21 protein-coding genes are annotated in these 25405 nt (G+C 43.4%); 20 read left to right on the top strand and 1 reads right to left on the bottom strand.

What is annotated here, in order from left to right; all coding sequences use genetic code 11:
* The first annotated feature begins 60 nt into the window (after positions 1–60).
* From ACFFGV_RS16520 to pyrG, 9 genes are all read left to right on the top strand, one after another.
* A complete protein-coding gene (locus tag ACFFGV_RS16520) occupies positions 61–2199 on the top strand; it encodes a (Fe-S)-binding protein (protein ID WP_377350166.1) in 2139 nt (712 codons plus the stop codon).
* A 178-nt stretch (positions 2200–2377) separates the two neighbouring features.
* The gene (gene mmgA / locus ACFFGV_RS16525; RefSeq protein ID WP_377350169.1) at positions 2378–3565 is read left to right on the top strand and encodes an acetyl-CoA C-acetyltransferase; all 1188 of its coding nucleotides are present in this window, start codon (positions 2378–2380) and stop codon (positions 3563–3565) included.
* A 21-nt stretch (positions 3566–3586) separates the two neighbouring features.
* A complete protein-coding gene (locus ACFFGV_RS16530) occupies positions 3587–4441 on the top strand; it encodes a 3-hydroxybutyryl-CoA dehydrogenase (RefSeq protein WP_377350172.1) in 855 nt (284 codons plus the stop codon).
* 17 nt (positions 4442–4458) lie between these two features.
* Complete coding sequence (locus ACFFGV_RS16535) at positions 4459–5604, top strand: acyl-CoA dehydrogenase (protein WP_377350175.1); 1146 nt, start codon at positions 4459–4461, stop codon at positions 5602–5604.
* Between the two features lie 22 nt (positions 5605–5626).
* Positions 5627–6769, top strand: coding sequence for an acyl-CoA dehydrogenase (locus ACFFGV_RS16540; protein ID WP_377350178.1), 1143 nt, complete (start codon positions 5627–5629; stop codon positions 6767–6769).
* Positions 6770–6825: 56 nt separating this feature from the next.
* Positions 6826–7443 (top strand): TetR/AcrR family transcriptional regulator, encoded by a 618-nt coding sequence (locus tag ACFFGV_RS16545; protein WP_377350181.1) that lies wholly within the window; start codon positions 6826–6828, stop codon positions 7441–7443.
* 18 nt (positions 7444–7461) lie between these two features.
* Positions 7462–10704 carry a fused isobutyryl-CoA mutase/GTPase IcmF gene (gene icmF, locus ACFFGV_RS16550; RefSeq protein WP_377350184.1) on the top strand — a complete coding sequence of 1081 codons (3243 nt, stop codon included), beginning with the start codon at positions 7462–7464 and terminating at the stop codon, positions 10702–10704.
* Positions 10705–10904: 200 nt separating this feature from the next.
* A complete protein-coding gene (gene rpoE, locus ACFFGV_RS16555) occupies positions 10905–11480 on the top strand; it encodes a DNA-directed RNA polymerase subunit delta (RefSeq protein WP_377350187.1) in 576 nt (191 codons plus the stop codon).
* 245 nt (positions 11481–11725) lie between these two features.
* On the top strand, positions 11726–13333 hold the full coding sequence (gene pyrG / locus ACFFGV_RS16560; protein WP_377350190.1) for a CTP synthase: 1608 nt from the start codon (positions 11726–11728) through the stop codon (positions 13331–13333).
* A gap of 534 nt (positions 13334–13867) precedes the next feature.
* Here pyrG and ACFFGV_RS16565 read toward each other — a convergent pair.
* Positions 13868–14374 carry a DUF2529 family protein gene (locus ACFFGV_RS16565; protein WP_377351092.1) on the bottom strand — a complete coding sequence of 169 codons (507 nt, stop codon included), beginning with the start codon at positions 14372–14374 and terminating at the stop codon, positions 13868–13870.
* 171 nt (positions 14375–14545) lie between these two features.
* On the opposite strand from ACFFGV_RS16565, the gene ACFFGV_RS16570 reads away from it, so the two are divergent.
* From ACFFGV_RS16570 to prmC, 11 genes are all read left to right on the top strand, one after another.
* A complete protein-coding gene (locus ACFFGV_RS16570; RefSeq protein ID WP_377350193.1) occupies positions 14546–14899 on the top strand; it encodes a response regulator in 354 nt (117 codons plus the stop codon).
* Between the two features lie 258 nt (positions 14900–15157).
* On the top strand, positions 15158–16021 hold the full coding sequence (gene fba / locus ACFFGV_RS16575; RefSeq protein WP_377350196.1) for a class II fructose-1,6-bisphosphate aldolase: 864 nt from the start codon (positions 15158–15160) through the stop codon (positions 16019–16021).
* A gap of 143 nt (positions 16022–16164) precedes the next feature.
* Positions 16165–16806: a fructose-6-phosphate aldolase gene (fsa, locus tag ACFFGV_RS16580; protein ID WP_377350198.1), complete on the top strand. Its 642-nt coding sequence runs from the start codon at positions 16165–16167 to the stop codon at positions 16804–16806.
* A 73-nt stretch (positions 16807–16879) separates the two neighbouring features.
* Positions 16880–18166 carry a UDP-N-acetylglucosamine 1-carboxyvinyltransferase gene (gene murA, locus ACFFGV_RS16585; protein WP_377350200.1) on the top strand — a complete coding sequence of 429 codons (1287 nt, stop codon included), beginning with the start codon at positions 16880–16882 and terminating at the stop codon, positions 18164–18166.
* A 441-nt stretch (positions 18167–18607) separates the two neighbouring features.
* Entirely contained in the window at positions 18608–19576 is a 969-nt protein-coding gene (gene glpX, locus ACFFGV_RS16590) for a class II fructose-bisphosphatase (protein ID WP_377350203.1), read from the top strand.
* A gap of 434 nt (positions 19577–20010) precedes the next feature.
* Complete coding sequence (gene rho, locus ACFFGV_RS16595) at positions 20011–21303, top strand: transcription termination factor Rho (RefSeq protein WP_377350206.1); 1293 nt, start codon at positions 20011–20013, stop codon at positions 21301–21303.
* A gap of 155 nt (positions 21304–21458) precedes the next feature.
* Positions 21459–21704: a type B 50S ribosomal protein L31 gene (locus tag ACFFGV_RS16600; protein ID WP_377350209.1), complete on the top strand. Its 246-nt coding sequence runs from the start codon at positions 21459–21461 to the stop codon at positions 21702–21704.
* A gap of 227 nt (positions 21705–21931) precedes the next feature.
* Complete coding sequence (locus ACFFGV_RS16605; RefSeq protein WP_377350212.1) at positions 21932–22546, top strand: thymidine kinase; 615 nt, start codon at positions 21932–21934, stop codon at positions 22544–22546.
* Positions 22547–22848: 302 nt separating this feature from the next.
* A complete protein-coding gene (locus ACFFGV_RS16610; RefSeq protein WP_377350215.1) occupies positions 22849–23274 on the top strand; it encodes a hypothetical protein in 426 nt (141 codons plus the stop codon).
* A 127-nt stretch (positions 23275–23401) separates the two neighbouring features.
* Positions 23402–24472, top strand: a complete 1071-nt coding sequence (prfA, locus tag ACFFGV_RS16615) for a peptide chain release factor 1 (RefSeq protein ID WP_377350218.1) — start codon at positions 23402–23404, stop codon at positions 24470–24472.
* 1 nt (position 24473) lies between these two features.
* Positions 24474–25346 carry a peptide chain release factor N(5)-glutamine methyltransferase gene (prmC, locus tag ACFFGV_RS16620; protein ID WP_377350220.1) on the top strand — a complete coding sequence of 291 codons (873 nt, stop codon included), beginning with the start codon at positions 24474–24476 and terminating at the stop codon, positions 25344–25346.
* The last annotated feature ends 59 nt before the right edge of the window (positions 25347–25405 follow it).

Raw genomic sequence — 25405 nt, forward strand, 5'->3', positions numbered from 1 at the left:
TGCCACGATTGCAACAAAAGCAGTGCATCATGGAATGAGAGAAATGGAGGGGGAAGAGGTATGAACCTGCTATGGTTGAATTGGTTGTTGTTTGTAGCCATAACGATTTACGGCTTCTATTTATTCGTTAGTGTAGTTCGTACTCGAATCGCTTATATTCAGCTAGGGAAGAAGATAGACTTCGACCTGCAGCTGAAAGAGCGTGTGAATGACCTAATCACATATGTATTTGGTCAGAAAAAGCTATTAAAGGACAAAAAATCAGGTGCCATTCACGTCATGATGTTTTACGGATTCATATTGGTCCAATTCGGTGCTATTGATTTTATTGTAAAAGGATTATCTCCAGGGTCCCATTTACCATTAGGCCCATTATATCCTGGGTTCGTATTCTTTCAGGAAATTGTAACATTAACTATTATTGTCGCTGTTATATGGGCATTTTATCGCCGGTATGTAGAGAAGCTAGTCCGATTAAAAAGAGGATTGAAAGCAGGTCTTGTACTTATCTTCATTGGAACGCTGATGGTATCCGTTCTGCTTGGTAACGGGATGGAATTAATCTGGCATGGGGAAGTAGGAACTTGGACAGAGCCGGTCGCTTCTGTAATCGCTTTCTTATTTAGCTGGATGGGCAGTACAGCCGCAGCTGTTATCTTTTTTGTAAGTTGGTGGATACACCTTCTTATCCTGCTAACCTTCTTAGTGTATGTGCCTCAGTCCAAGCATGCTCACTTAATTGCCGGTCCTGTAAACGTTTTCATGAATCAGGACAAGCGGACTGGAAAGCTCGAAAAGATCGATTTTGATCTGGAGGGAGAAGACGAGGAAGAAGTCTACTTTGGCGCAGGGAAGATTGAGGATTTTACGTACTTACAAATGATTGACTTGTATGCTTGTGTCGAATGCGGTCGTTGTACGAATGCTTGTCCTGCTACTGGAACAGGGAAGATGCTATCTCCGATGGATCTTATTATCCGCCTGCGGGACCATTTAACAGAAAAAGGAGCGGCCGTAACGGGGAAATCGCCTTGGGTGCCAACAGGCGCGTTTGCCAATACACAAGGTAATCAGCTGGCCCAAATGGCAAGAGCTGCACAAGGAAGTTCTCAGCAAGAGACAGCAGCAAGCCTTGAAAATGTGGAGAGCACGACCCTTATTGGGGATGTAATAACAGAGGAAGAGATATGGGCTTGTACAACGTGCCGTAACTGTGAGGATCAATGTCCAGTTATGAATGAGCACGTGGATAAAATTATTGATTTACGTCGTTACCTTGTCTTAACAGAAGGAAAGATGGATCAGGAAGCACAACGCGCTATGATGAACATTGAGCGTCAGGGTAATCCATGGGGGCTTTCCAAGAAGGAAAGAGAGAATTGGAAGGATGCAGAAGAAAGTGCTCATATTCCAACGGTTAAAGAGATGGAGAAAAATGGAGAAGAATTCGAGTACTTATTCTGGGTAAGCTCAATGGGCTCCTATGATAATCGCAGCCAGAAAATTGCCATGTCCTTCGCTAAGCTTATGAATAAAGCAGGAGTTACATTTGCGATTCTTGGTAATAAAGAGCGGAATTCAGGCGATACAGCCAGACGTCTAGGAAATGAATTTCTATTCCAGGAGCTTGCAGAGAAGAACATTAAGGACTTCGAGAAGCATGGTGTGAAGAAAATCGTAACGATCGATCCGCACGCATACAATGTCTTTAAAAGAGAGTATCCGGATTTCGGATTTGAAGCAGAGGTGTACCACCATACAGAATTGTTGGCAGAGCTCGTCAAAGAGGGACGCTTGCAGCCGAAATACGATGTGGACGAAACGATTACCTATCATGACTCTTGTTATTTAGGTAGATACAATGAAGTTTATGAACCACCTCGTGATATTTTAAAAATGATCCCAGGCGTCAACGTAGTAGAAATGGATCGAAATCGTAAAAATGGCATGTGCTGTGGAGCAGGCGGCGGCATGATGTGGATGGAAGAGAAGTCTGGAAACCGTGTTAATGAAGCTCGAACAGAGCAGGCGTTAGATGTCTCTCCATCTATGATATCCAGTGGATGTCCATATTGCCTGACCATGCTTAGTGACGGAACGAAAGCAAAAGAAGTAGAGGATAGCGTCAGTACGAATGATATTGCTGAAATTCTAGCAAGGTCGATTTTTGGAGATGAAAAAGAGGAAATCTCAGCGTAATTGTAGAAATGAGTGTACATAGTGATTGTACACTCTTCTATTCTTTTTCAAAGTTCGGTACGTTTCGAGTAAATAGTCAGGGAGCACCATCTTGGAATAGTATTGAGCGAGCGTTCAATCAAGGCGTGTACATGTAATATATTGAAAGCGTTACCAATAATTAAAGGAGGATTTTATCATGCCTAAAACAGTTATCGTATCAGGAGCAAGGACACCGTTTGGAAAGCTTGGAGGGAGTATTAGTAGTTTGACCGCATCCGAACTTGGAGGAACGGCAATTAAAGCCGCTTTGGAGCGTGTGAACTTCCATCCAGAGCTTGTTAATGAAGTGATTATGGGGAGTGTATTACAAGGCGGTCAGGGACAGATTCCATCCAGGCAAGCAGCTCGCCATGCGGGTTTGCCGTGGGAAGTGAAGACTGAGACCATAAATAAAGTATGTGCATCGGGTATGAGAAGCGTTACCCTTGCCGATCAGCTTATTCGTGTTGGCGATGAGCAGGTCATTGTAGCAGGCGGCATGGAGAGCATGAGCAACGCTCCTTACTTTATGCCAAAGGCTCGCTGGGGCTTTCGTATGGGAGACCAGATGGTAAAGGATTTAATGGTACATGACGGACTAACGTGTACCTTTAACGGAGTGCATATGGGCAACTATGGGAATGAAACAGCAGATGAGTATGAATTAAGCAGAGAAGAACAGGATAAATGGGCTTATCGCAGCCACCAGTTAGCATCTAAGGCCATTGAGAATGGGGTGATGGCAGAGGAAATTACTCCGGTCGAGGTCCCGCAGCGGAAAGGAGACCCGATCAAGGTGGATACAGATGAAGCTCCTCGTAAGGACACATCTGTTGAAGCATTAAGCAAGCTGAAGCCAGTATTCGGCTCTAATGGCACAATTACTGCTGGGAATGCACCTGGAGTAAACGATGGAGCAGGAGCAATGCTGCTTATGTCTGACGAATATGCACAAGAAAACGGATATGAGCCTATGGCGACCATTCTCGCTCACGAAGAAGTAGCAGTAGAAGCAAAGGATTTTCCAAAAACTCCGGGACTTGTAATTAATGCACTTCTAGACAAGACAGGTAAAAGCTTAGAGGATATTGACTTGTTCGAAGTAAATGAAGCGTTCGCAGCTGTTTCCCTTGCCAGTGGGAAAATAGCTGGTCTTGATACAGATAATGTGAATGTGAACGGGGGAGCGGTAGCGCTTGGACACCCTATTGGCGCGAGTGGAGCTAGAATTATGCTGACGCTCATGTATGAGTTGAAACGTCGCGGTGGAGGTATTGGCATTGCCGCAATATGCAGTGGAGGCGGTCAAGGTGATGCCGTCATGATAGAGGTTCCAAAACAATAGATAGCAAAGGGGAGAAGGAAAGTGGCTATACAAACAGTCATGGTTATTGGGGCTGGCCAAATGGGAGCAGGTATTGCTCAAGTTTGTGCCCAGGCTGGCTTTCAGGTAAAGCTGAATGATCTTCAAGAGGAAGCGTTAGCAAAAGGGAAGGCTGGGATAGAGAAGAGACTCACTCGAGCAGTGGAAAAGGGACGCATAGGGGAGGAAGAACGTACGAAGGTGTTAAGTAATCTAGCGGTCTCTACCACCTTAGCAGATGCACATGATTGTGATCTCGTTATTGAAGCAATTGTAGAGAATATGGATGTGAAGAAGAAAGTATTTACAGAGCTGGATACTCATGCTCCTAAGCATGCGATACTCGCTTCCAATACTAGTTCTCTACCGATTACTGATATTGCAAGTGTAACGAATCGCGCAGACCAGGTAATCGGCATGCATTTTATGAATCCTGTGCCAGTTATGAAGCTAGTCGAAATTATTCGTGGGCTCCAAACAAGTGACGAGACATACGAAGCTATCCAGGATATGACAAAGCAGCTCGATAAAACGCCAGTTGAGGTGCGGGATTTTCCTGGATTTGTTTCTAACCGAGTGTTAATGCCGATGATTAATGAGGCTATCTACACGGTGTATGAAGGAGTAGCAGAACCAGAAGCGGTAGATGAAGTCATGAAGCTTGGCATGAACCACCCCATGGGGCCGTTAACACTAGCAGATTTTATAGGCCTAGATACCTGTCTATATATTATGGAGGTTCTCCATGAAGGATTTGGAGATAGCAAGTATCGTCCTTGTCCATTATTGCGTCAATACGTGCAAGCAGGCTGGCTCGGTAAAAAATCAGGTCGAGGTTTCTACCAATACGAGAGTTAACAACGGGAGGTCGTAGCATGAACCTACAATTTACAGAAGAGCAAGAAATGATGCGCAAAATGGTGCGCGACTTTGCCCAGAATGAAGTAGCACCTGTTGTAGAGAAGATGGACCGGGAGGATTACTTTCCTCGAGATCTTGTTACGAAGATGGGGGAGCTTGGTCTGATGGGTATCCCGATTCCCGAGTCATATGGTGGATCGGGGATGGATTTTACATCTTACATTATTGCCATTCATGAGCTGTCTAAAGTAAGCGCTTCCTTAGGGGTGATATTATCTGTTCATACGTCTGTAGGAACGAACCCCATCCTTTATTTTGGAACAGAGGAGCAGAAGCAATACTATTTACCAAAGCTTGCAAGTGGAGAGTATGTGGGAGCCTTTGCACTAACAGAGCCCAATGCCGGCTCTGATGCTGGCTCATTAAAAACAAAAGCCGAAAAGCGTGGGGATAGCTATATTTTGAATGGTTCCAAGGTCTATATTACGAATGGGGAAGTAGCAGATACATTCATTGTGTTTGCCAGAACGGACCGTGACGCAGGAAACAAAGGGCTTTCCGCATTTATCGTTGAGCAAGGGACACCAGGCTTAGAAATCGGCAAAAAGGAAAATAAAATGGGGATGAACGGTTCAGGTACGGTGGCATTGAGCTTTGATGCATGTGAAGTACCTGCCTCCAATTTGCTCGGTGCTGAAGGAGAAGGCTTTAAAATAGCAATGGCCAACCTCAATATTGGCAGGATTGGTATTGCTGCTCAATCACTTGGGATTGCCGAAGCAGCACTAGAGCACGCTGTTGATTATGCAAAAGGGCGCGAGCAATTTGGAAAGTCGATTGCTCAATATCAAGGCATCTCCTTTAAGCTTGCAGACATGGCAACAGCAGTTGAAGGTTCAAAACTATTAACCTACCACGCAGCGAATCTACGAGAAAATAATAAAGAATGCGGTAAGGAATCCTCAATGGCCAAGAAATTCGCATCTGAAACTGCTATGAAGGCTGCAACAGAAGCCATTCAAGTATTTGGAGGCTATGGATATACAGAGGATTATCCAGTAGAACGTTTTTTCCGAGATGCCAAAGTATGTGAAATCTATGAAGGTACAAACGAAATCCAAAGAATAGTAATTGGAAAACAATTATTTGGTGAACGATAGGAACGAAAAGGGGGAGAAATAAATGGATTTTCAATTAAGCGAAGAGCAAGAAATGCTGCGTAAAATGGTGCGTGATTTTGCAGAGAATGAAGTAGAGCCAACTGCTGCAGAGCGAGACGAGGAAGAACGATTCGATCGGGAGATTTTTGATAAGATGGCGGAATTAGGGCTGACAGGGATTCCTTGGCCAGAGGAATACGGAGGGATTGGCTCAGATTTTGTCAGTTATGTTATAGCGGTTGAAGAGCTTTCCCGAGTATGTGCCTCCACAGGAGTAACGCTGTCAGCACACATATCACTGGCTAGCTGGCCTTTGTATAAATATGGGAATGAAGAACAGAAGAAAACCTTCCTGCATCAGCTGGCACAAGGCGAGAAGCTTGGGGCATATGCCTTATCAGAGCCTGGGGCTGGATCTGATGTAGCTTCCATGCGTACGATGGCCAAAAAGGACGGAGACCATTACGTGTTAAATGGCAGTAAGGTATGGATTACCAATGGCGGTGTGGCAGATATTTACATCGTGTTTGCTAAAACAGACGCTGATGCCAAGCATAAAGGAATTAGTGCCTTCATCGTTGAGAAAGGCACACCAGGATTCACTTTTGGTAAGAAGGAGAAAAAATTAGGGATTCGTTCTTCTCCTACAACAGAGCTCATTTTTGAGGATTGTCGTATCCCGGCAGACCAGATGCTTGGAGGGGAAGGAGATGGCTTCAGGATTGCCATGTCTACACTGGATGGTGGAAGAAATGGTATTGCTGCCCAGGCGGTTGGCATAGCTCAAGGTGCACTTGATGCTGCAGTGAATTATGCGAAGGAGCGAGAACAATTTGGGAAGCCAATTGCCCAATACCAAGGCATTTCCTTCAAATTGGCTGATATGGCAACAGATGTGGAAGCCTCTCGCCTTTTAACCTATCAGGCTGCCTGGCTGGAATCAGAAGGTAAACCATATGGAAAGGCATCTGCCATGGCTAAGCTGTATGCTGGCGATTCCTCCATGCGTATTACCACAGAAGCCGTTCAAGTCTTCGGGGGGTATGGTTACACAAAGGATTATCCAGTAGAAAGATATATGCGTGATGCCAAGATAACACAAATCTATGAAGGTACAAATGAGATTCAACGTCTGGTCATTGGAAGAATGCTCACAAAGGAATAGCACATAGGTAAGCGATTACATTTGGTGGGGTGCGAGAGGGGGTTAACGTTCCGATTATGAAAAAGGTACCTTCTTCGATTAAAGACGAGAAGTTAATCAAGATGCGCAGAGATCAAATGATCAAAGGCGCCGTTGCCTTATTTAAAGAAAAGGGATTTCATAAAACGACAACACGTGAAATTGCTAAAGCTTCCGGGTTTAGCATTGGCACACTCTATGAATATATTCGCACTAAAGAAGATGTTCTATTCCTCGTTTGTGACTATATCTATGAACGAGTAAAGGAGAGAATGGAACAAATTATCGACCGGGAACGAAATGGTAATCATAGCTTACAGGGTGCTATTACAGCATATTTTATATTAATGGATGACATGCAGGATGAAGTAGTCGTCATGTATCAGGAGGTAAAGTCCTTATCGAGGGATGCGCTAGATTATGTTCTGCAAAAAGAGCGAGACATGCTAAAGCTTCTAGAGCAGGTTATCCAACATAGCTGTGCTGGTGCTTTATCAGCACAGGATATTACATTAGTTGCCAATAATATATTCGTACAGGGGCAAATGTGGGGCTTCCGCAGATGGATGCTGCAGAAGGATTTTTCATTAGAAGCCTATACCGAAAGGCAGATGCACTTCTTATTTCAAGGGTTACCAATACCGGAGAAAGCGTAAAGAAAAGGAGGAATCTTTATGGAACAACCAGAGTTATATAAACCAAAGCATGCTGTTCGATTTGTGACCGCATCTAGTTTGTTCGATGGGCACGATGCCTCCATTAATATTATGAGACGAATCTTACAATCTAGCGGTGCCGAGGTGATTCACCTAGGGCATAATCGTTCTGTTGAAGAGGTCGTTCATGCAGCTATACAGGAGGATGCCCAGGGGATAGCTATTTCCTCATATCAAGGTGGTCACGTAGAATATTTTAAATACATGATTGATCTATTAAAAGAGCTCAATGCTAGTCATATTCGTGTATATGGAGGTGGCGGCGGAGTCATCATTCCTAGAGAAATTAAGGAATTGCATGAGTATGGAGTTGCTAGAATTTTCTCACCAGAGGATGGGCGAGATCTCGGCTTACAAGGGATGATCAATCGGATGATGGAGGAGTGTGATTTCCTCCCCCCTTTAGATGTGGAAGAAGACCTAAAGAAGGTTACGGAAGGAAACAGCCAATCGATTGCAAGATTTATATCCGCTATCGAGAACACGATTGGCTCTACAGAGGAGCCTGCTGCCGCCCTGGAGAAGGTTTTGGATCAGACGAAGACACACGCTCCGGTGCTTGGTATTACAGGAACAGGTGGAGCAGGGAAGAGCTCTTTGACCGACGAACTCATCCGTCGCTATTTGAATGAAATTCCAGACAAAAAGATTGCCGTTCTCTCTGTAGACCCTACGAAGAAGAAAACAGGTGGGGCGTTGCTTGGGGATCGCATTCGTATGAATGCTATATTTTCAGACCGCGTCTATATGCGCTCACTTGCCACAAGGGATTCTAGAAGTGAGCTCTCGAAGGCTATTAGAGAGGCAATTGACGTAGTAAAGGCTGCCGGTTTCGACTTTATCATCGTGGAAACGAGCGGGATTGGTCAAGGAGATGCAGCCATAACCGAAATCACTGATTTGGCTATGTACGTCATGACGGCAGAATTCGGTGCGCCATCTCAGCTGGAAAAAATCGATATGATCGATTTTGCCGATTTTATTGTTATCAACAAATTCGAACAAAAAGGGTCAGCAGATGCATTACGACAAGTTCGAAAGCAATACGAACGAAGTCATATGCTGTTCCATGCCGATCAATCCTCCTTTCCTATATATGGAACCATTGCCAGTCAGTTTAACGACCCTGGTACAAATACCTTGTTTGCAGCTCTAATTGATAAGGTGAACGAGCAGTTTGGGTGGGAGGAGACGACACCATTTGAACGGGTAACAGATGTAGAAAAACAAAATCTAATTATTCCGCCAGAGCGTCAGCAATATTTGCGGGATATAGTCCAGACAGTACATCAGTATCATGAACAAGCGGAAGTGCAAAGTAATATAGCGCGTAAATGGGCTAGCATAATGGAAACGTCTGAGCTTATGGAAGACCCCGCTACACAGGAAGCGCTTTCTTCTCTGGCTAAGCAATATGAGCAGCAATTAGCGCCAAAGCATAAGGAAATGCTTGAAAACTGGGATAAGGTTAAGGAGCAATACAGTCAGGATACGATGACCTTTTCCGTGCGGAATAAAGATATAACGATGGATATTGCTACAGAAAGCCTATCCGGTTTAAAGATACCTAAAGTAGTACTCCCTCACTACAGAGATCCAGGTGACAGGTTGTTATGGCTATTGAAGGAAAATGTTCCTGGTGCTTTTCCCTTTACAGCTGGTGTATTTCCGTTTAAACGGAAAGGGGAAGACCCTACCCGTCAGTTTGCTGGGGAGGGAACGCCAGAAAGAACGAACCGCCGTTTTCACTATTTAAGTGAAGGAGAGCCGGCGAAACGATTAAGTACTGCCTTTGATTCCGTTACACTGTACGGGGAGGACCCAGATGAACGCCCAGATATATATGGGAAGGTGGGGGAAAGCGGTGTTTCTATATGTACATTAGAGGATATGAAGAAGCTGTACGCTGGCTTTGATTTATGTAACCCTACCACATCTGTTTCCATGACAATTAATGGCCCAGCACCTATCATTTTGGCTATGTTCTTTAATACAGCTATAGATCAGCAAGTAGAGCGCTTTAAGGAAGAACAAGAAAGAGAGCCTACAGCTGAAGAATATGCCCGTATTAAAACGGAAACCATTTCTGTTGTCCGTGGTACCGTGCAAGCTGATATTCTAAAAGAGGACCAGGGGCAGAATACATGTATCTTCTCTACCGAATTTGCCCTAAGGATGATGGGAGATATTCAACAATACTTTATCGATCATCAAGTGAAAAACTATTACTCTGTTTCTATTTCCGGCTATCATATTGCCGAAGCGGGAGCAAATCCGATAACGCAGCTAGCGTTAACACTCGCCAATGGATTTACTTATGTAGAATATTATTTAAGCCGCGGGATGGACATTGATAAGTTTGCACCAAACCTATCCTTCTTCTTCTCAAACGGATTAGATCCAGAGTACACAGTCATTGGGCGAGTAGCACGCCGTATTTGGGCAATTACGATGCGTGATAAATATGGTGCCAATGAGCGTAGTCAAAAGCTGAAATACCATGTACAGACTTCCGGCAGATCCTTGCATGCACAAGAAATTGACTTTAATGATATAAGGACGACGCTGCAGGCATTGCTGGCTGTACAGGACAATTGTAATTCCTTACACACGAATTCCTATGATGAAGCTATTACCACCCCAACGGAAGAGTCCGTTCGCAGAGCAATGGCTATTCAGCTTATTATTAATAAAGAATTTGGGTTAACGAAGAATGAAAACTCCCTACAAGGATCATTTATCGTTGAGGAATTGACACAGCTTGTAGAAGAAGCGGTGCTCCAGGAGTTTGAACGCTTAAACGACCGTGGCGGTGTGCTCGGAGCGATGGAACGACAGTACCAACGAGGCAAAATTCAAGAGGAATCCTTGTATTATGAAGGGCAAAAGCATAGTGGTGAGCTCCCAATTGTCGGGGTGAATACATTCATTAATCCGAATCCAACTTCGGAGGATGAGATTAACTCCATGGAGCTGGCGCGTGCATCTCAAGAAGAGAAAATGCATCAAATCAACACACTGCGCTCCTTCCAACAACAGCATGCCAAGGAGACGGATAAAGCACTCCAGCAGCTGCAGCACGTGGCAGAAACAGGTGGAAATGTATTTGAGGAGTTAATGGAAACCGTTAAAGTCGCTAGTCTAGGCCAAATAACCAATGCGCTTTATCAAGTAGGCGGTCAGTATCGACGAAATATGTAACGTTTTTTGCAGAAGCAGGGGAAATGCCGAAAAAAGCATTTCCCCTTTCGTTATCCTATAAATGGTTTTTTCTGTTTTTGGCTGGCATAAACATATTGGAATTGTTTATAATGGATGGTAAGCTTGATTCGGAACGATAAAGAATTTATACTTACATGTTATGTGATGATAAATTTTAAGAAACAAAGGGAGTGCTGGACGTGAGCATTAAGAGTTATAGCCGTGAGGAAATTGCGGAAACATCTATGATTGAAATTGCGAATGAGATTTTGTCAGAAGAAAGACAAACTATGCATTTCAACGAGCTGTTTGATAAGATTGCAGAACTGAAAGGTTTTACAGAAGAGCAAAAGAAGGCTAATGTTGCTCAGCTGTACACGTATATGAATACAGACGGTCGCTTCATGACAGTTGGCTCTAACATGTGGGGACTGAAACGTTGGTACCCTGTAGAGCAGCAAGTGGAAGAGGTGCAAGCACCCGTGAAGAAGAAGAAAGCAGCTGCGAAGAAGCCGAAAGCAAAAGCAAAACCTGTGGAAGAAGATTTGGATACCGAGGTTGAAGAGGATATCGAAGACGATTTAGATCTGGACGATGAAGAGCTAGACCTAGATGATGATGGCGAAGAGAACAGCGGCCTTGATGAAGACTTCGATATTAATGAAGAAACCGAGGATGGCTACACAGAAGGCGATGATGATAACAACGTCTTCAGCGAAGATGATGATAGCGAGGAAGAAGACGATAGCTATTACGATAGTGAAGAGGAAGAATAATTATCGTCTTGACTTTGTAGGATGATATCAGTATTATTTTATTTGGGCTCTTAAATTTGATTCGTTAAATAGCGCTCCCGTAATGCAATTGCGGGAGCGCTTTTCTATTTTTATACATTTTTTCTTAGACCTGTCCTCCTAAATGAACAAGGGAATGGACAGGCTCTTTTCATAAAACACGTGGTTAACGTGAACGATAATGAAACACAAGTCTCCTGAGAATAAGGAATGGAAGAGGGGTAACAATGACAAAGTATATTTTCGTAACGGGCGGTGTGGTTTCTTCCCTTGGTAAAGGAATTACAGCTGCTTCCTTAGGTCGTTTATTAAAAAATCGTGGGCTTACGGTAACAATTCAGAAATTCGATCCCTATATTAATGTGGATCCAGGGACCATGAGTCCTTATCAGCACGGTGAAGTATTTGTCACAGAGGATGGTGCTGAAACAGACTTAGACCTTGGTCACTATGAACGTTTTATTGATATTAACCTTAGTCAGTATAGCAACGTGACAACAGGTAAAATATATTCCACAGTTATTAAGAAGGAACGTCGCGGCGATTATCTCGGTGGAACCGTACAGGTTATTCCGCACATTACTAATGAAATTAAAGACCGCGTTTTCCGAGCTGGAAAAGAAACGAATGCAGACGTGGTTATTACGGAAATTGGTGGTACAGTCGGGGATATTGAATCTTTACCGTTCCTAGAAGCCATCCGTCAAATCAAAAGTGATATCGGCAAAGACAATGTGATGTACATTCATTGTACACTTGTCCCTTACATTAAGGCTGCGGGAGAAATGAAAACAAAACCGACCCAGCACTCTGTGAAAGAGCTGCGCTCATTAGGAATTCAGCCGGATGTGATTGTGCTTCGTACTGAAATGCCAATCAGTCAGGAAATGAAGGAAAAAATCGGTCTTTTCTGTGATATTAATGAACGCGCTGTAATTGAAGCTGGTGATGCAGAAACACTTTATGATGTCCCATTAACGCTCCAGCAACAGAATCTTGATCAAATTACGTGTGACCACTTTGGTCTCGATTGCCAAGAAGCAGAGATGACCGAATGGAACGATCTTGTCACGCGTGTGAAGAACTTGAACAAGACGACTACGATTGGTTTAGTCGGAAAATACGTTGAGCTTCCAGATGCATACATTTCCGTTGTGGAGGCGTTAAAGCACGCAGGCTATTCCTTTGATAGCGACATTAAAGTGAAGTGGGTCAATTCTGAGGAAATTACTGCAGAAAATGTAGAAGAAAAGCTATCTGATGTGGATGGCATCCTTGTTCCAGGAGGATTTGGGGACCGTGGCATCGAAGGAAAAATTGAAGCAATCCGCTATGCAAGAGAAGGGAAGGTACCGTTCTTCGGTATTTGTCTCGGTATGCAGCTAGCTTCAGTAGAATTTGCACGGAACGTTCTAGGCCACAAAGGAGCACACTCTGCTGAGATTGACCCATTAACAGAATTCCCAATAATTGACCTTCTACCAGAGCAAAAAGATGTAGAAGATATGGGCGGTACACTTCGTCTAGGGGTATATCCTGCGAAGCTTATCGATGGTACCAAAACGAAAGAAGCGTATGGGGAAGAAGTAATCTATGAACGCCACCGTCATCGTTATGAATTCAATAACCAATATCGTGAGGACATGACCAACGCAGGCATGATATTCTCCGGTACTAGTCCAGACGGGCGTCTAGTAGAAATTGTCGAGCTAGAGGACCACCCTTGGTTCGTAGCATGTCAATTCCACCCTGAATTTAAATCAAGACCAACCAACCCACAAAGCCTATTCCACGACTTTGTAGGAGCAAGCATACAGCATAAGGAAACGAAATAAATTAAAGTATGCAAAAAAAGAGGCTGGGACATAAGTGTTTTAGCCTACAAAAAATCCGAACTATAATTTGAAAACTCTCTTGAGAATTCGAATTAGTTCGGATTTATTTTTTCTAAATGCCATTATTATAATGATAATTCGGCTTTAGAACAGGCGATTATAGTTTTGTCCCAGACTCTTTCAGGCTGTCGAAAAAGTATGGAGAACGGATCCTGTTACAAATACTGTGATTAAGCGGAAAATAGCCCCCTAATTCGATTCATGCAAATATAGACCGCTTTCTTTCCTCGTGGCAGCAGAAGAGGTTCAACTCATCATTCGAAAGGTGTTGGCGAAACGGGGCAACTCCTATGGGACAGAAGTACAGATGAGACCCCACAACGACCGAGGGGAGTGAGGAGGCTCAGCGGACACCCATGGAAAGCGAGTCGTTTCGCCTGCACCGCCTCGCTACACATAGAAGAACTGACGGGACTTGCTCGACACTCTGAAAAGGCCAAATCATCTAGTGATTTGGCCCTTTTCTATAGGAATTTATTCATATTCGCTTATAATTTCCTTCGTCGTGACAAATAAAGCATAATAGATATAAAGCATCCCCATTAATGTTGGAAATCCAACTCGTTCCATATCTAACGGCAGCATAGGACCTGTAACTTTCGTATCAATATGAAAATCGGCAGTATCTTTTAGTGGGTTTTCTTCCTTCGTTGCAGCAGAAATCTGTATAACCTCCACGCCTTGTTCCTGCACATGTCTCGTAAAGGCTAAAGCCTCTTCATCATTGGCAAACCGAGAAAAAACAACGACACGATCTAAATGGTGAAGTGTTACATCCTCAGAATACACAGACGTATCTGGTAGGGATTCAGGCCCAGATTTTATTTCATGGTGAATGGCTTCCATTTCACCGAATCCCTTTATGTACACACGCCCATCTCCTACAATGGATTGAGCAAGTGCGCGGGCAGCATCCTCAATATGTTCCTCTTCCGTTCGTTGTATGGATTGGAAAGTTCCCGTCAGCTGAGTGGTTAACATTTTTAACACGATTAGTACCCCTTTTATATGTTTTGGTAATGTAAGTAGCATAGCATAGATTAAAATATTTGACGAAGTGGCAGAAAAGGGAGGAAAAAAGGTGGAAAAAATCGAATGAGGTAAATGGGATTAATTTTATAGGATAACATAGTTTATGATTGGAGGTAAAATATGGGAAAATCTGTGTTGATAGTGGATGACCAGCCTGGTATCCGTATGCTATTAGAAGAAGTGATAAAGAATGAAGGATTTCATGTGCTTCAAGCAACTACAGGACAAGAAGCGATAGATATGGTTAAACACAACCTGCCTGATGTCATGTTTGTTGACTTAAAATTGCCAATTAAGGACGGCTATACTGTCATAAGAGAGCTAGAAGAGGAAGGGCACTTCATTCCGACTATTCTCATGTCCGGTTTAGCTGAAGAAGAAATCGGTAAACAGAACTTTTCCTCCGTTGAAACAATGATCTCCAAACCGTTTAATATTCAAGATATACGGGAGCTAGTCATTCAGTATTTATAAGTAGTTATTATATACAATAGGACCCTATTACATAGGGTCCTATTCTGCCTTATATATGACAAATTAATGAAATTGGGGTAAATTCCAGTATGAAAACGCTATTATCAAATCGTGATGTTGCACCTGTGACATGGACTTGGTATGCTATAAATGTTGACAAGAAATAGCTACATAACGGAATGATGCCAACAACAAGTACACATGCTATAAGTTGACATATTCTGTATGTGTGAAAGACCATAAAGGAGGATCTAGTCCATGCCACTAGTATCAATGAAAGAAATGTTGGAAACGGCTAAGGAACAACGCTACGGCGTCGGCCAATTCAACCTAAACAATTTAGAATACGCTCAAGCTATCCTTCAAGCAGCTGAAGAAGAGCAATCTCCTGTAATCCTTGGAGTTTCTGAGGGAGCAGGCCGTTACATGGGTGGTTTTAACGTAGTAGTAGATATGGTTAAAGCCCTTATGAAATCATACGGTACTACAGTACCAGTAGCGATTCACTTAGACCACGGTTCTAGTTTCGAGAAGTGTGCAGAAGCTATACACGCTGGCTTCACTTCCGTTATGATCGACGCTTCTCACGATCCACTAGAAGAAAACATTGCCCTAACTCGTAAAGTAGTTGAGCTAGCTCACATTCACGGTGTTTCTGTTGAAGCAGAACTTGGCCGTGTTGGTGGACAAGAAGACGATATAATCGTTGACGATGCAGAAGCTGCATACGCGATTCCTTCTGAGTGTAAGCAACTTGTAGATGAAACAAATGTTGACGTGTTCGCACCAGCTCTTGGTTCTGTTCACGGTCACTATAAAGGGGAACCAAACCTAGGCTTCGACCGTATGGAAGAAATTATGGGTCTTGTAGACAAGCCGCTTGTTCTTCATGGTGGTACTGGTATCCCAACAGAAGATGTCAAGAAAGCAATCCGCTTCGGAACTGCTAAAATCAACGTAAACACTGAAAACCAAGTAGCTCAGGTTAAAGCTGTCAAAGAAACGCTAGCTGAGAAACCAGATCTTTACGACCCTCGTAAATATCTAGGACCTGGCCGTGACGCAATTAAAGCAACTGTTATCGGCAAAATGCGCGAATTTGGTTCTTCAAACAAAGCATAAGTAACTATTTCATTTCACTGTAGGGAAGTTGGCTTCTTGAGGTTGAAAAGAAAAGAAAACGTGACTTTTCATCTATTACGATGAAAAGTCATGTTTTTCTGATAAATGAAAACGCAAACATACTTGGGGAGGTACTTATTAATATGAAATTTTTTGTAGATACAGCGAATATTGAAGATATCCGTGAAGCGAATGCTCTAGGTTTGTTGGCGGGAGTTACCACTAATCCCTCTTTAGTAGCAAAAGAAAATGTATCCTTTCATGACCGTTTAAGAGAAATTACCAGTGAGGTAGAAGGCTCTGTCAGTGCTGAGGTTATCTCGGAAGACGCAGAAGGCATGGTGAAAGAAGGAAAGGATTTAGCAGCTATTGCACCAAACATTACGGTAAAAGTGCCAATGACGCTGGAAGGATTAAAAGCTGTTAAGCAATTCTCTGACTTAAACATTAAAACAAATGTTACACTGATTTTCTCAGCCAATCAGGCTTTGTTAGCAGCTAGGGCGGGCGCCTCTTACGTATCTCCATTCTTAGGTCGTCTGGATGATATCGGTCAGGATGGTATGAGCCTCATTTCGCAAATCTCAGAAATCTTTGACCGTCATGCGATTGATACAGAAATTATTGCAGCCTCCATTAGGCATCCTATTCATGTTACAGATGCAGCTATCCATGGCGCCCATATTGCAACATTACCTCCTAAGGTGTTAAAACAGCTAGTACAGCACCCATTAACTGACGCTGGAATTGAAAAATTCCTTTCCGATTGGAAAAAACAAAATTAAGAATGAAAATGGAAATTTTGTGCAAAATAAGCGTACAAGTTTAAGGGTTGCCTAGATTAGAAGGGAGTCCAAGATGGAAAAACTGCTTATTGAAGGAGGTCACTCTTTAAGCGGGAAGATTCGAGTGAGTGGCGCAAAAAACAGTGCTGTGGCACTGTTGCCAGCCGCGATATTAGCCGAATCACCTGTCACGATTGAAGGGTTACCGAATATATCTGACGTTGGTACACTTAGTGGATTGTTGGAAGAAATAGGTGGCGTCGTTCATAAACAAGGACAAGACGTTCACATTGATCCTACGCACATGATTTCCATGCCGCTTCCGAATGGTAAAGTAAAGAAGCTGCGTGCTTCTTACTATTTCATGGGAGCAATGCTCGGAAGATTTAAGAAAGCTGTCATAGGCCTGCCTGGGGGATGCTACCTAGGTCCACGTCCTATTGACCAGCATATTAAAGGATTCGAAGCACTTGGTGCTGAAGTAACAAACGAACAAGGCGCTATATATTTACGTGCTGATGAACTGCGTGGAGCTCGAATTTATTTAGACGTCGTTAGTGTAGGGGCAACTATCAACATAATGCTTGCCGCAGTGAAAGCAAAAGGAAAGACCGTTATCGAAAATGCTGCCAAAGAACCTGAAATCATAGACGTTGCCACCCTGTTAACAAGTATGGGAGCAAAGATTAAAGGGGCTGGGACGGACGTAATTCGTATTGAAGGAGTCGATTCCTTAAACGGCTGCCAACATACAATTATTCCAGACCGCATAGAAGCAGGCACTTATACCATTATGGCAGCAGCCAAAGGGGAAGAGGTGCTAATCGATAACGTTATACCACAACACCTGGAATCGCTCATAGCTAAGCTTCGCGAAATGGGGGTACAAGTGGAAACCGCAGACGATCAATTATTGGTCCGAAGGTCTAATCCCTTAACAAGTGTAGATATCAAAACACTCGTTCACCCTGGATTTCCAACAGATTTACAACAGCCATTCACATCATTATTAACACAAGCACACGGAACCGGCGTTGTAACAGATACGATTTACCAGGCAAGGTTTAAGCACATCGACGAATTACGTCGCATGAATGCAGATATCAAGGTAGAAGGAAGCTCCGCCATTGTAAATGGACCGATTCGGTTAGAAGGCGCCAAAGTAAAAGCAAGCGACCTCAGAGCAGGAGCAGCATTAGTCGCAGCAGGATTACTAGCAGAAGGAATAACCGAAATAACAGGACTCGAGCACGTCGACCGAGGCTACGAAAACCTAGTCGAAAAACTCCAATCCCTAGGCGCCAACATCTGGCGAGAACAAATGACCCAATCCGAAATAGAACAATTCCAGAATTCTTAATAAAAAAGCGCAGGCGACCGTTTAGCAACGTACAGACTGGAAGGCTCCGCATGAGATAAAGGAAACACAACGAACGCAGTGAGTTGATGTTGACTTATCGCAAGAAGGAGACAGAAGTCTGCTAGTTGCTGGTCGCAGCAGCTGGATTAATAAAAAAGCGCAGGCGACCGTTTAGCAACGTACAGACTGGAAGGCTCCGCATGAGATAAAGGAAACACAACGAACACAGTGAGTTGATGTTGACTTATCGGAGACAGAAGTCTGCTAGTTGCTGGTCGCAGCAGCTTAATTGAAAAAAGCAAACACATAAATAGAGAAAAAAAGATAAAGCAAGGCTATAAAGGAAATAGACAGCTTTCAAGTACATGGAGATGAGGGAGAAACCACTTAAGGATTCACTCATATGCGTATGGGTGAAGGACTATGAGGAGGAACATAACCATGGAAAGAAGTTTGTCAATGGAATTAGTTCGCGTTACGGAAGCAGCTGCCCTATCATCCGCTCGTTGGATGGGAAGAGGAAAGAAAGAGGAAGCAGATGATGCTGCTACTAGTGCGATGAGAGATGTATTTGATACTATCCCTATGAAGGGAACGGTTGTCATAGGTGAAGGAGAAATGGACGAAGCTCCAATGCTGTATATTGGAGAAAAGCTTGGCAATGGGTACGGACCACGAGTGGACGTTGCAGTAGATCCGCTGGAGGGTACGAATATCGTAGCGCAAGGGACCTGGAACGCATTGTCTGTTCTGGCGGTTGCAGACCATAGCAAGCTGTTGCATGCTCCTGATATGTATATGGATAAGATTGCTGTCGGTCCAGATTGTGTCGGTGTGGTAGATATAAATGCATCTGTTACAGACAATTTGAAGGCTGTCGCAAAGGCGAAAAACAAAGATGTCGAAGATGTAGTGGCCATTATCCTGAACCGGGATCGTCATAAGGCTATAATTAATGAAATTCGTGAAGCTGGTGCTCGCATCAAGCTTATTTCAGACGGGGATGTGGCTGCCGCCATTAATACAGCTTTCGACCATACAGGTGTTGATATTTTATTCGGTAGTGGCGGAGCTCCTGAGGGAGTGCTAGCCGCAGCAGCTCTAAAGTGCCTCGGCGGGGAAATTCAAGGAAAACTACTGCCGGAGGATGAGGAACAGCTAGCTCGCTGTACAAAAATGGGGATTGACGATATTCACAGGGTCCTTCATTTAGAAGACATGTGTGGAGGCGATGACGCCATTTTTGCAGCTACCGGTGTTACAGATGGAGAGCTATTAAAAGGTGTGCAATTCAAAGGGATGAAGGCGACAACGCAAACTCTAGTTATGCGTGCAAAATCAGGAACCGTTCGTTTCATAGACGGTAACCATTCCTTGAAGAAGAAGCCTAACCTTGTCATAAAGCCGTAATGGAAAAATGAAAGGAGGGCTGTCCCCTCAAAGGGGCAGTCCTCCTTTTATGGTGGTTTTTATTTACTTACCATCGTCTCTTTAGCACCTCCATACTAGGCTATTAGACCAGCTTTCAAATTTATAGTTGTATAAATGTTAGGAATAAGGTTAAAATAAAAGATGTTTAACAAGTTCGTGGTTCAGGAATTTTACAGGTACCGCCCCGTTTAAAACTTCTATTCTAGCTTCTGGACGTCCTTCATCTATCTTAATACCCAATCATAGAGAAGCTATTTTACCTGATTATTTTTCATAGATTATGCTAGCAACCAAGTTCATATAAAGCTCTGTTACTGATAGGGATATTGGTGTGTATTGGGGTTTCCAATATGCCAGAAGTAGAACGTGACAGCGCCTGAAATAAAATAATTTGATGTAGGTGTGGTGATATTATGGCTGATTCATTAACCATTTCTCAGCTAGAAACGAAAAACTTAAAGGAATTATACTCCCTTGCCAAGGAATATAAAGTGTCCTATTATGCAAAGCTTACCAAGCGAGAATTAATATTTGCTATTTTGAAAGCCCAGGCAGAAAAAGACGGATTTTTATTCATGGACGGAATTCTTGAAATTATTCCATCAGAAGGCTTCGGCTTCCTGCGCCCAATTAATTATTCCCCAAGCGCGGAGGATATTTATATTTCCGCTTCCCAAATTAGACGCTTTGATTTGCGAAACGGAGATAAGGTTTCTGGGAAGGTAAGACCACCGAAAGAAAACGAACGTTATTACGGCTTGCTGCACGTAGATGCGGTGAACGGAGAGGATCCGGAAATTGCTAAGGAACGTGTCCACTTCCCAGCATTAACGCCATTGTATCCAGACAACATGATGCGGTTGGAAACGCAAAGCAAGAATCTCTCTACGCGTATTATTGACCTGATGACACCAGTTGGCTTCGGTCAGCGTGGTCTTTTGGTGGCGCCACCGAAGGCTGGTAAGACCATGTTGTTAAAGCAAATCGCAAACAGCATCTCTGAAAACCACCCGGAATCTAAACTAATCATCCTATTAGTGGACGAGCGCCCGGAAGAGGTTACCGATATTGAACGTTCTGTAGAGAAGGGCGTAGATGTGGTTAGTTCAACGTTTGATGAAGTGCCAGAAAACCACATCAAAGTTTCTGAATTAGTGCTAGAGCGCGCGATGCGCCTAGTTGAACATAAAAAAGATGTAATTATATTAATGGATAGTATCACTCGTTTAGCGCGTGCATATAACCTAGTTATTCCACCAAGCGGTCGTACGTTATCCGGTGGTATTGACCCGGCAGCCTTCCACAGACCGAAGCGTTTCTTTGGGGCTGCGCGTAACATTGAAGAGGGTGGGAGCTTGACGATCCTAGCAACTGCTCTCGTTGATACCGGATCTCGTATGGACGATGTAATTTACGAGGAATTTAAAGGGACAGGAAACATGGAGCTTCATCTTGATCGCAGCCTGGCAGAACGCAGAATCTTCCCAGCTATTGATATTATGCGCTCCAGTACCCGTAAAGAAGAATTGCTTCTTCCGAAATCCCACCTTGATAAAATTTGGGCGATTCGAAAAACATTCGGCGACCAGCATGACTTCATCGACCGCTTCCTGCGCCGCCTGAAGTCTTCGAAAAACAACGATGAATTTTTCCAGCTGATGGATGAAGATATGAAGGGGAAAAGCCCGTCATCTCGCCGTTCATAGGGAACAGTTGGAATAGAACAATATCTTGCAATTGTAGTAGAGGACTGTTATAATCTCTCTATGTGAGTTTCGATAATGACTAGAACGTAGTCTGTTAACGGCTCTTATAATAACTCTGTTTTCAAGGAATTCAGGGCAAAAAGGAGTGGAAAGACATGAAGGAACAAATTCATCCAACTTATCAGAAAGTAGTATTTCTAGACACTAGTTCTGACTTCAAATTCTTAACTGGTTCTACACTAACTTCTGATGAGACAATTGAATGGGAAGATGGTAATTCTTACCCGCTAATCCGTGTTGAGATTAGTTCAGCTTCTCATCCGTTCTACACTGGTAAACAAAAAGCAGACAAAGCTGGCGGCCGTGTGGATCGTTTCAAGAAAAAATACAATCTTGGATAATTCTTTGCCAAAAGAACATCCAATCTGCTCTAGAGTTAAAAAAACAGGCAAATTATCATCTTTGCCTGTTTTTTTATTCGTCTAAAATAAATAATTACACGCTTTCCCCATTTTGTCATGGAAGTAGTTATCAGTAATTCCGACCTGATTAGGAAAGCATATAGATATAGAAACACCCACGCTGTTAGCATCTTTATTGGACCGAGGTAGAAGGGGGAGACCAGCCAGTGCATGTGATGAAACAAAATGGATGGATTGAGGTAATTTGCGGAAGTATGTTCTCTGGGAAATCAGAGGAACTCATTCGACGAGTACGCCGAGCTACATACGGTCACTTATCCGTTCGTGTTTTTAAGCCGGCTATTGATAATCGTTATGCTGAGGAATCAGTAGTATCTCACAATGGGACTTCGATTTTAGCAAGACCGATAAACCAATCAGAAAATATCCTGGATTATATAGATGAACACATCGACATCGTTGGCATCGATGAAGTTCAGTTTTTTGACGAGCAAATAGTAGAAGTAGCCCAAACGTTAGCTGAACGTGGCCATCGAGTTATCGTAGCGGGCTTAGATTTAGATTTCCGTGGCGAACCATTCGGTGTTGTACCTACATTTCTAGCGATTGCTGAATCTGTTACCAAGCTAAGTGCGATTTGCCCTGTTTGCGGATCACCAGCTAGTCGTACACAGCGTCTCATTGATGGGAAACCAGCATCGTATGATGACCCAATCATTAAAGTGGGAGCGTCTGAATCCTATGAGCCACGCTGTCGTCATCACCATGAAGTACCCAATAAACCCAGGCAATTGACAAAATCAGCCTTATCCACCAAATAGTCTTGCACCCTCTCCGGGCTGCAGGGCTTTTTTATTGGATCCAAATCATGCCCCTATAGCATTAGCTTCAAGGCTCATATACATCCATAATATAGGGTGGCGGACGATATGGGTCCTATACGTTTTCCAGACCATACCTTGCTCTCCTATAAGTAACGGCCCCATTTATCTCGACTTCAAGTTCTCCACATAAGGCGCTATACAGAACCATCTCATTTATGAACAGTGCCGAAAAAATATTGATACAAATAGCATAGATGGGAAAGCTAATGGCACAAGAATGGTAAAGGAGGTTTCCCACTTTGCATAAACGAACGATTATGGCAGGCTTCATCCTTGTAGGAATGCTTGGGGCTTGTGCTCAGAATCCTCAAGGGACACAGGAGGTCCAGGACGTCCAGTATTTGAACCGTCAAAACGCGGATACGATGGAAGGGCACTTCATGAAGAGAGGGCATCAGCAGCAGTCCGATAATCCTAAGCAAATGAACCAGGTTGGTGAATCCTGGGGAATGAAGCTCGACAAGGAAAAAGTTCATGAGGCAATGGAGCCTATTGAAGAATTGCAAGTCCGAAGAGTAACATTTACAGGACATAGAGCCTATGTAGTAGTACGCCCTGTTAACGGAACAACGTCTCAGGACGAGAAGATAGTGCTTGTAAATCAAGCGCAGCAGGCAGTTGAAAACGCACTGCCTCGTTACGAGGTCAAGGTCCATATGAAGTAAACGGTGCTAGGATTCCTCTTTAGAAATATACTTTCTTATAAGGGGCATCTGGCGCCGTTTCCTTTTGACTAGAGGTGTAAGGTGTACTATAATTATACTGTTATGGACGAAAAAGAGGTGGTTGTAAGTGTTAGAAAAGCTTCAAACCTTAGAAGATCGGTATGAAAAATTAAACGAATTACTTAGTGATCCTGAGATCGTAAACGATTCTAAAAAATTACGGGAGTACTCTAAAGAGCAAGCCGGCTTAGATGAAACCGTGCAAGCTTATCGTGAATACAAGGACATTTCTAGTCAGTATGATGACACAAGAGCTATGTTGGATGACAATCTTGATGATGAAATGAAAGAAATGGCCAAGGAAGAATTAGAGGAGCTTTCTAATAAGAAGGAAGAATTAGAAGAACGCCTTAAAATTCTCCTTATTCCTAAAGATCCTAATGATGATAAGAACGTTATCATGGAGGTTCGTGGTGCTGCGGGTGGAGATGAAGCTGCTCTGTTCGCTGGTGATTTATTCCGTATGTATTCCCGTTTCGCAGAGGAGCAAGGCTGGAAGATTGATATTATGGATTCCCACGAGAGTGAAGTGGGAGGCTATAAAGAAATCATCTTTATGGTGAATGGTGATAGAGCTTTTTCCAAGCTAAAGTTTGAAAATGGTGCACACCGTGTTCAGCGTGTTCCGCAAACGGAATCAGGCGGACGTATCCACACCTCCACTGCAACAGTAGCTGTATTGCCTGAAGCAGAGGAAGTGGAAGTAGAAGTACACGATAAGGATATCCGTGTGGATACTTTTGCATCTAGTGGACCAGGAGGGCAAAGTGTTAACACGACGATGTCCGCTGTTCGATTAACGCACGAGCCTACCGGTATTGTGGTATCCTGTCAGGATGAAAAGTCTCAGATTAAAAACAAAGAGAAAGCCATGAAGGTACTGCGTGCTCGTATTTATGAGAAATATCAACAGGAAGCGCAGGCTGAATATGATGAGCATCGTAAATCAGCTGTAGGTTCAGGTGACCGTTCTGAACGTATCCGTACCTATAACTTCCCGCAAAACCGTGTCACAGATCACCGTATTGGTTTAACTATTCAGAAGCTGGATCAAATTCTTGAAGGTAGATTAGAAGAAATTACAGAAGCATTGCTCATTGAGGAGCAAACAAAAGCATTGGAACAGCTTGGTGAGTAATATGTCAAAGCCGAGCACTATTTTTGAAGTCCGTAAATGGGCTTCTCTTTTTTTAGAGGAGCATCAAAGGGAAAAGGGTGTGGCTGAACTGCTGCTTCAGCACCATCTTGGCATGACACGTGTCCAGCTTATGGCAAATGCCAGGGACGAAGTCGATAGACAGGTTGTGGATAAGTTGAGGAAGGATTTGGAGCTCCATGTTAGTAGTGGAATGCCAGTCCAGCACTTAATAGGCCGTGAAGAATTTTATGGCCGTTCCTTTGAGGTAAACTCCCATGTCCTTATCCCGCGTCCAGAAACAGAAGAGCTCATTGTAGGTGTGCTGGACCGTTTACAGGAGAAGGGGCTGAATAGTAAGCCGCTTCGTGCTGTGGATATTGGGACAGGCAGTGGCATTATTGCCATTACTCTTGCTAAAGAATTACCAGAAATGGATATGCATGCGACAGACTTATCCCCAACTGCTCTTGCTGTTGCCAAAAGAAACGCAGAGCAGCTTAATGCTGGAGTTGTGTTTCATGAGGGAAGCTTTCTCGAACCATTGGCTGAGGATGCGGAAGGTTTCGATGTGATTATTTCCAATCCACCTTATATTCCAGAAAGGGACCGAGCTTCTTTATCGGACACAGTTGTACATCATGATCCAGAGATGGCACTATTTGCTGGTGAGGACGGTTTAACTGCTTACCGAGCTATAATAGACCAGCTATCCAGTGTGTTAAAAAAAGATACGCTGTTAGCTCTCGAAATTGGTCATGACCAAGGGGAATCCGTTCCTGCTTTAATTCGTGACACCTATCCACAAGCGGATATTCAAACAGTACAAGATATTAATAGTAATGATCGTATGGTTTTTGCCTGGCTCTCTGAATAAGAGCCAGGCTTATTTTTGTGCTTTGCTAGAATAAAAGTTTTATAGATAAAGACGTATAA

The sequence above is a fragment of the Pontibacillus salicampi genome, assembly GCF_042434395.1.
GTDB classification, from domain to species: domain Bacteria; phylum Bacillota; class Bacilli; order Bacillales; family BH030062; genus Pontibacillus; species Pontibacillus salicampi.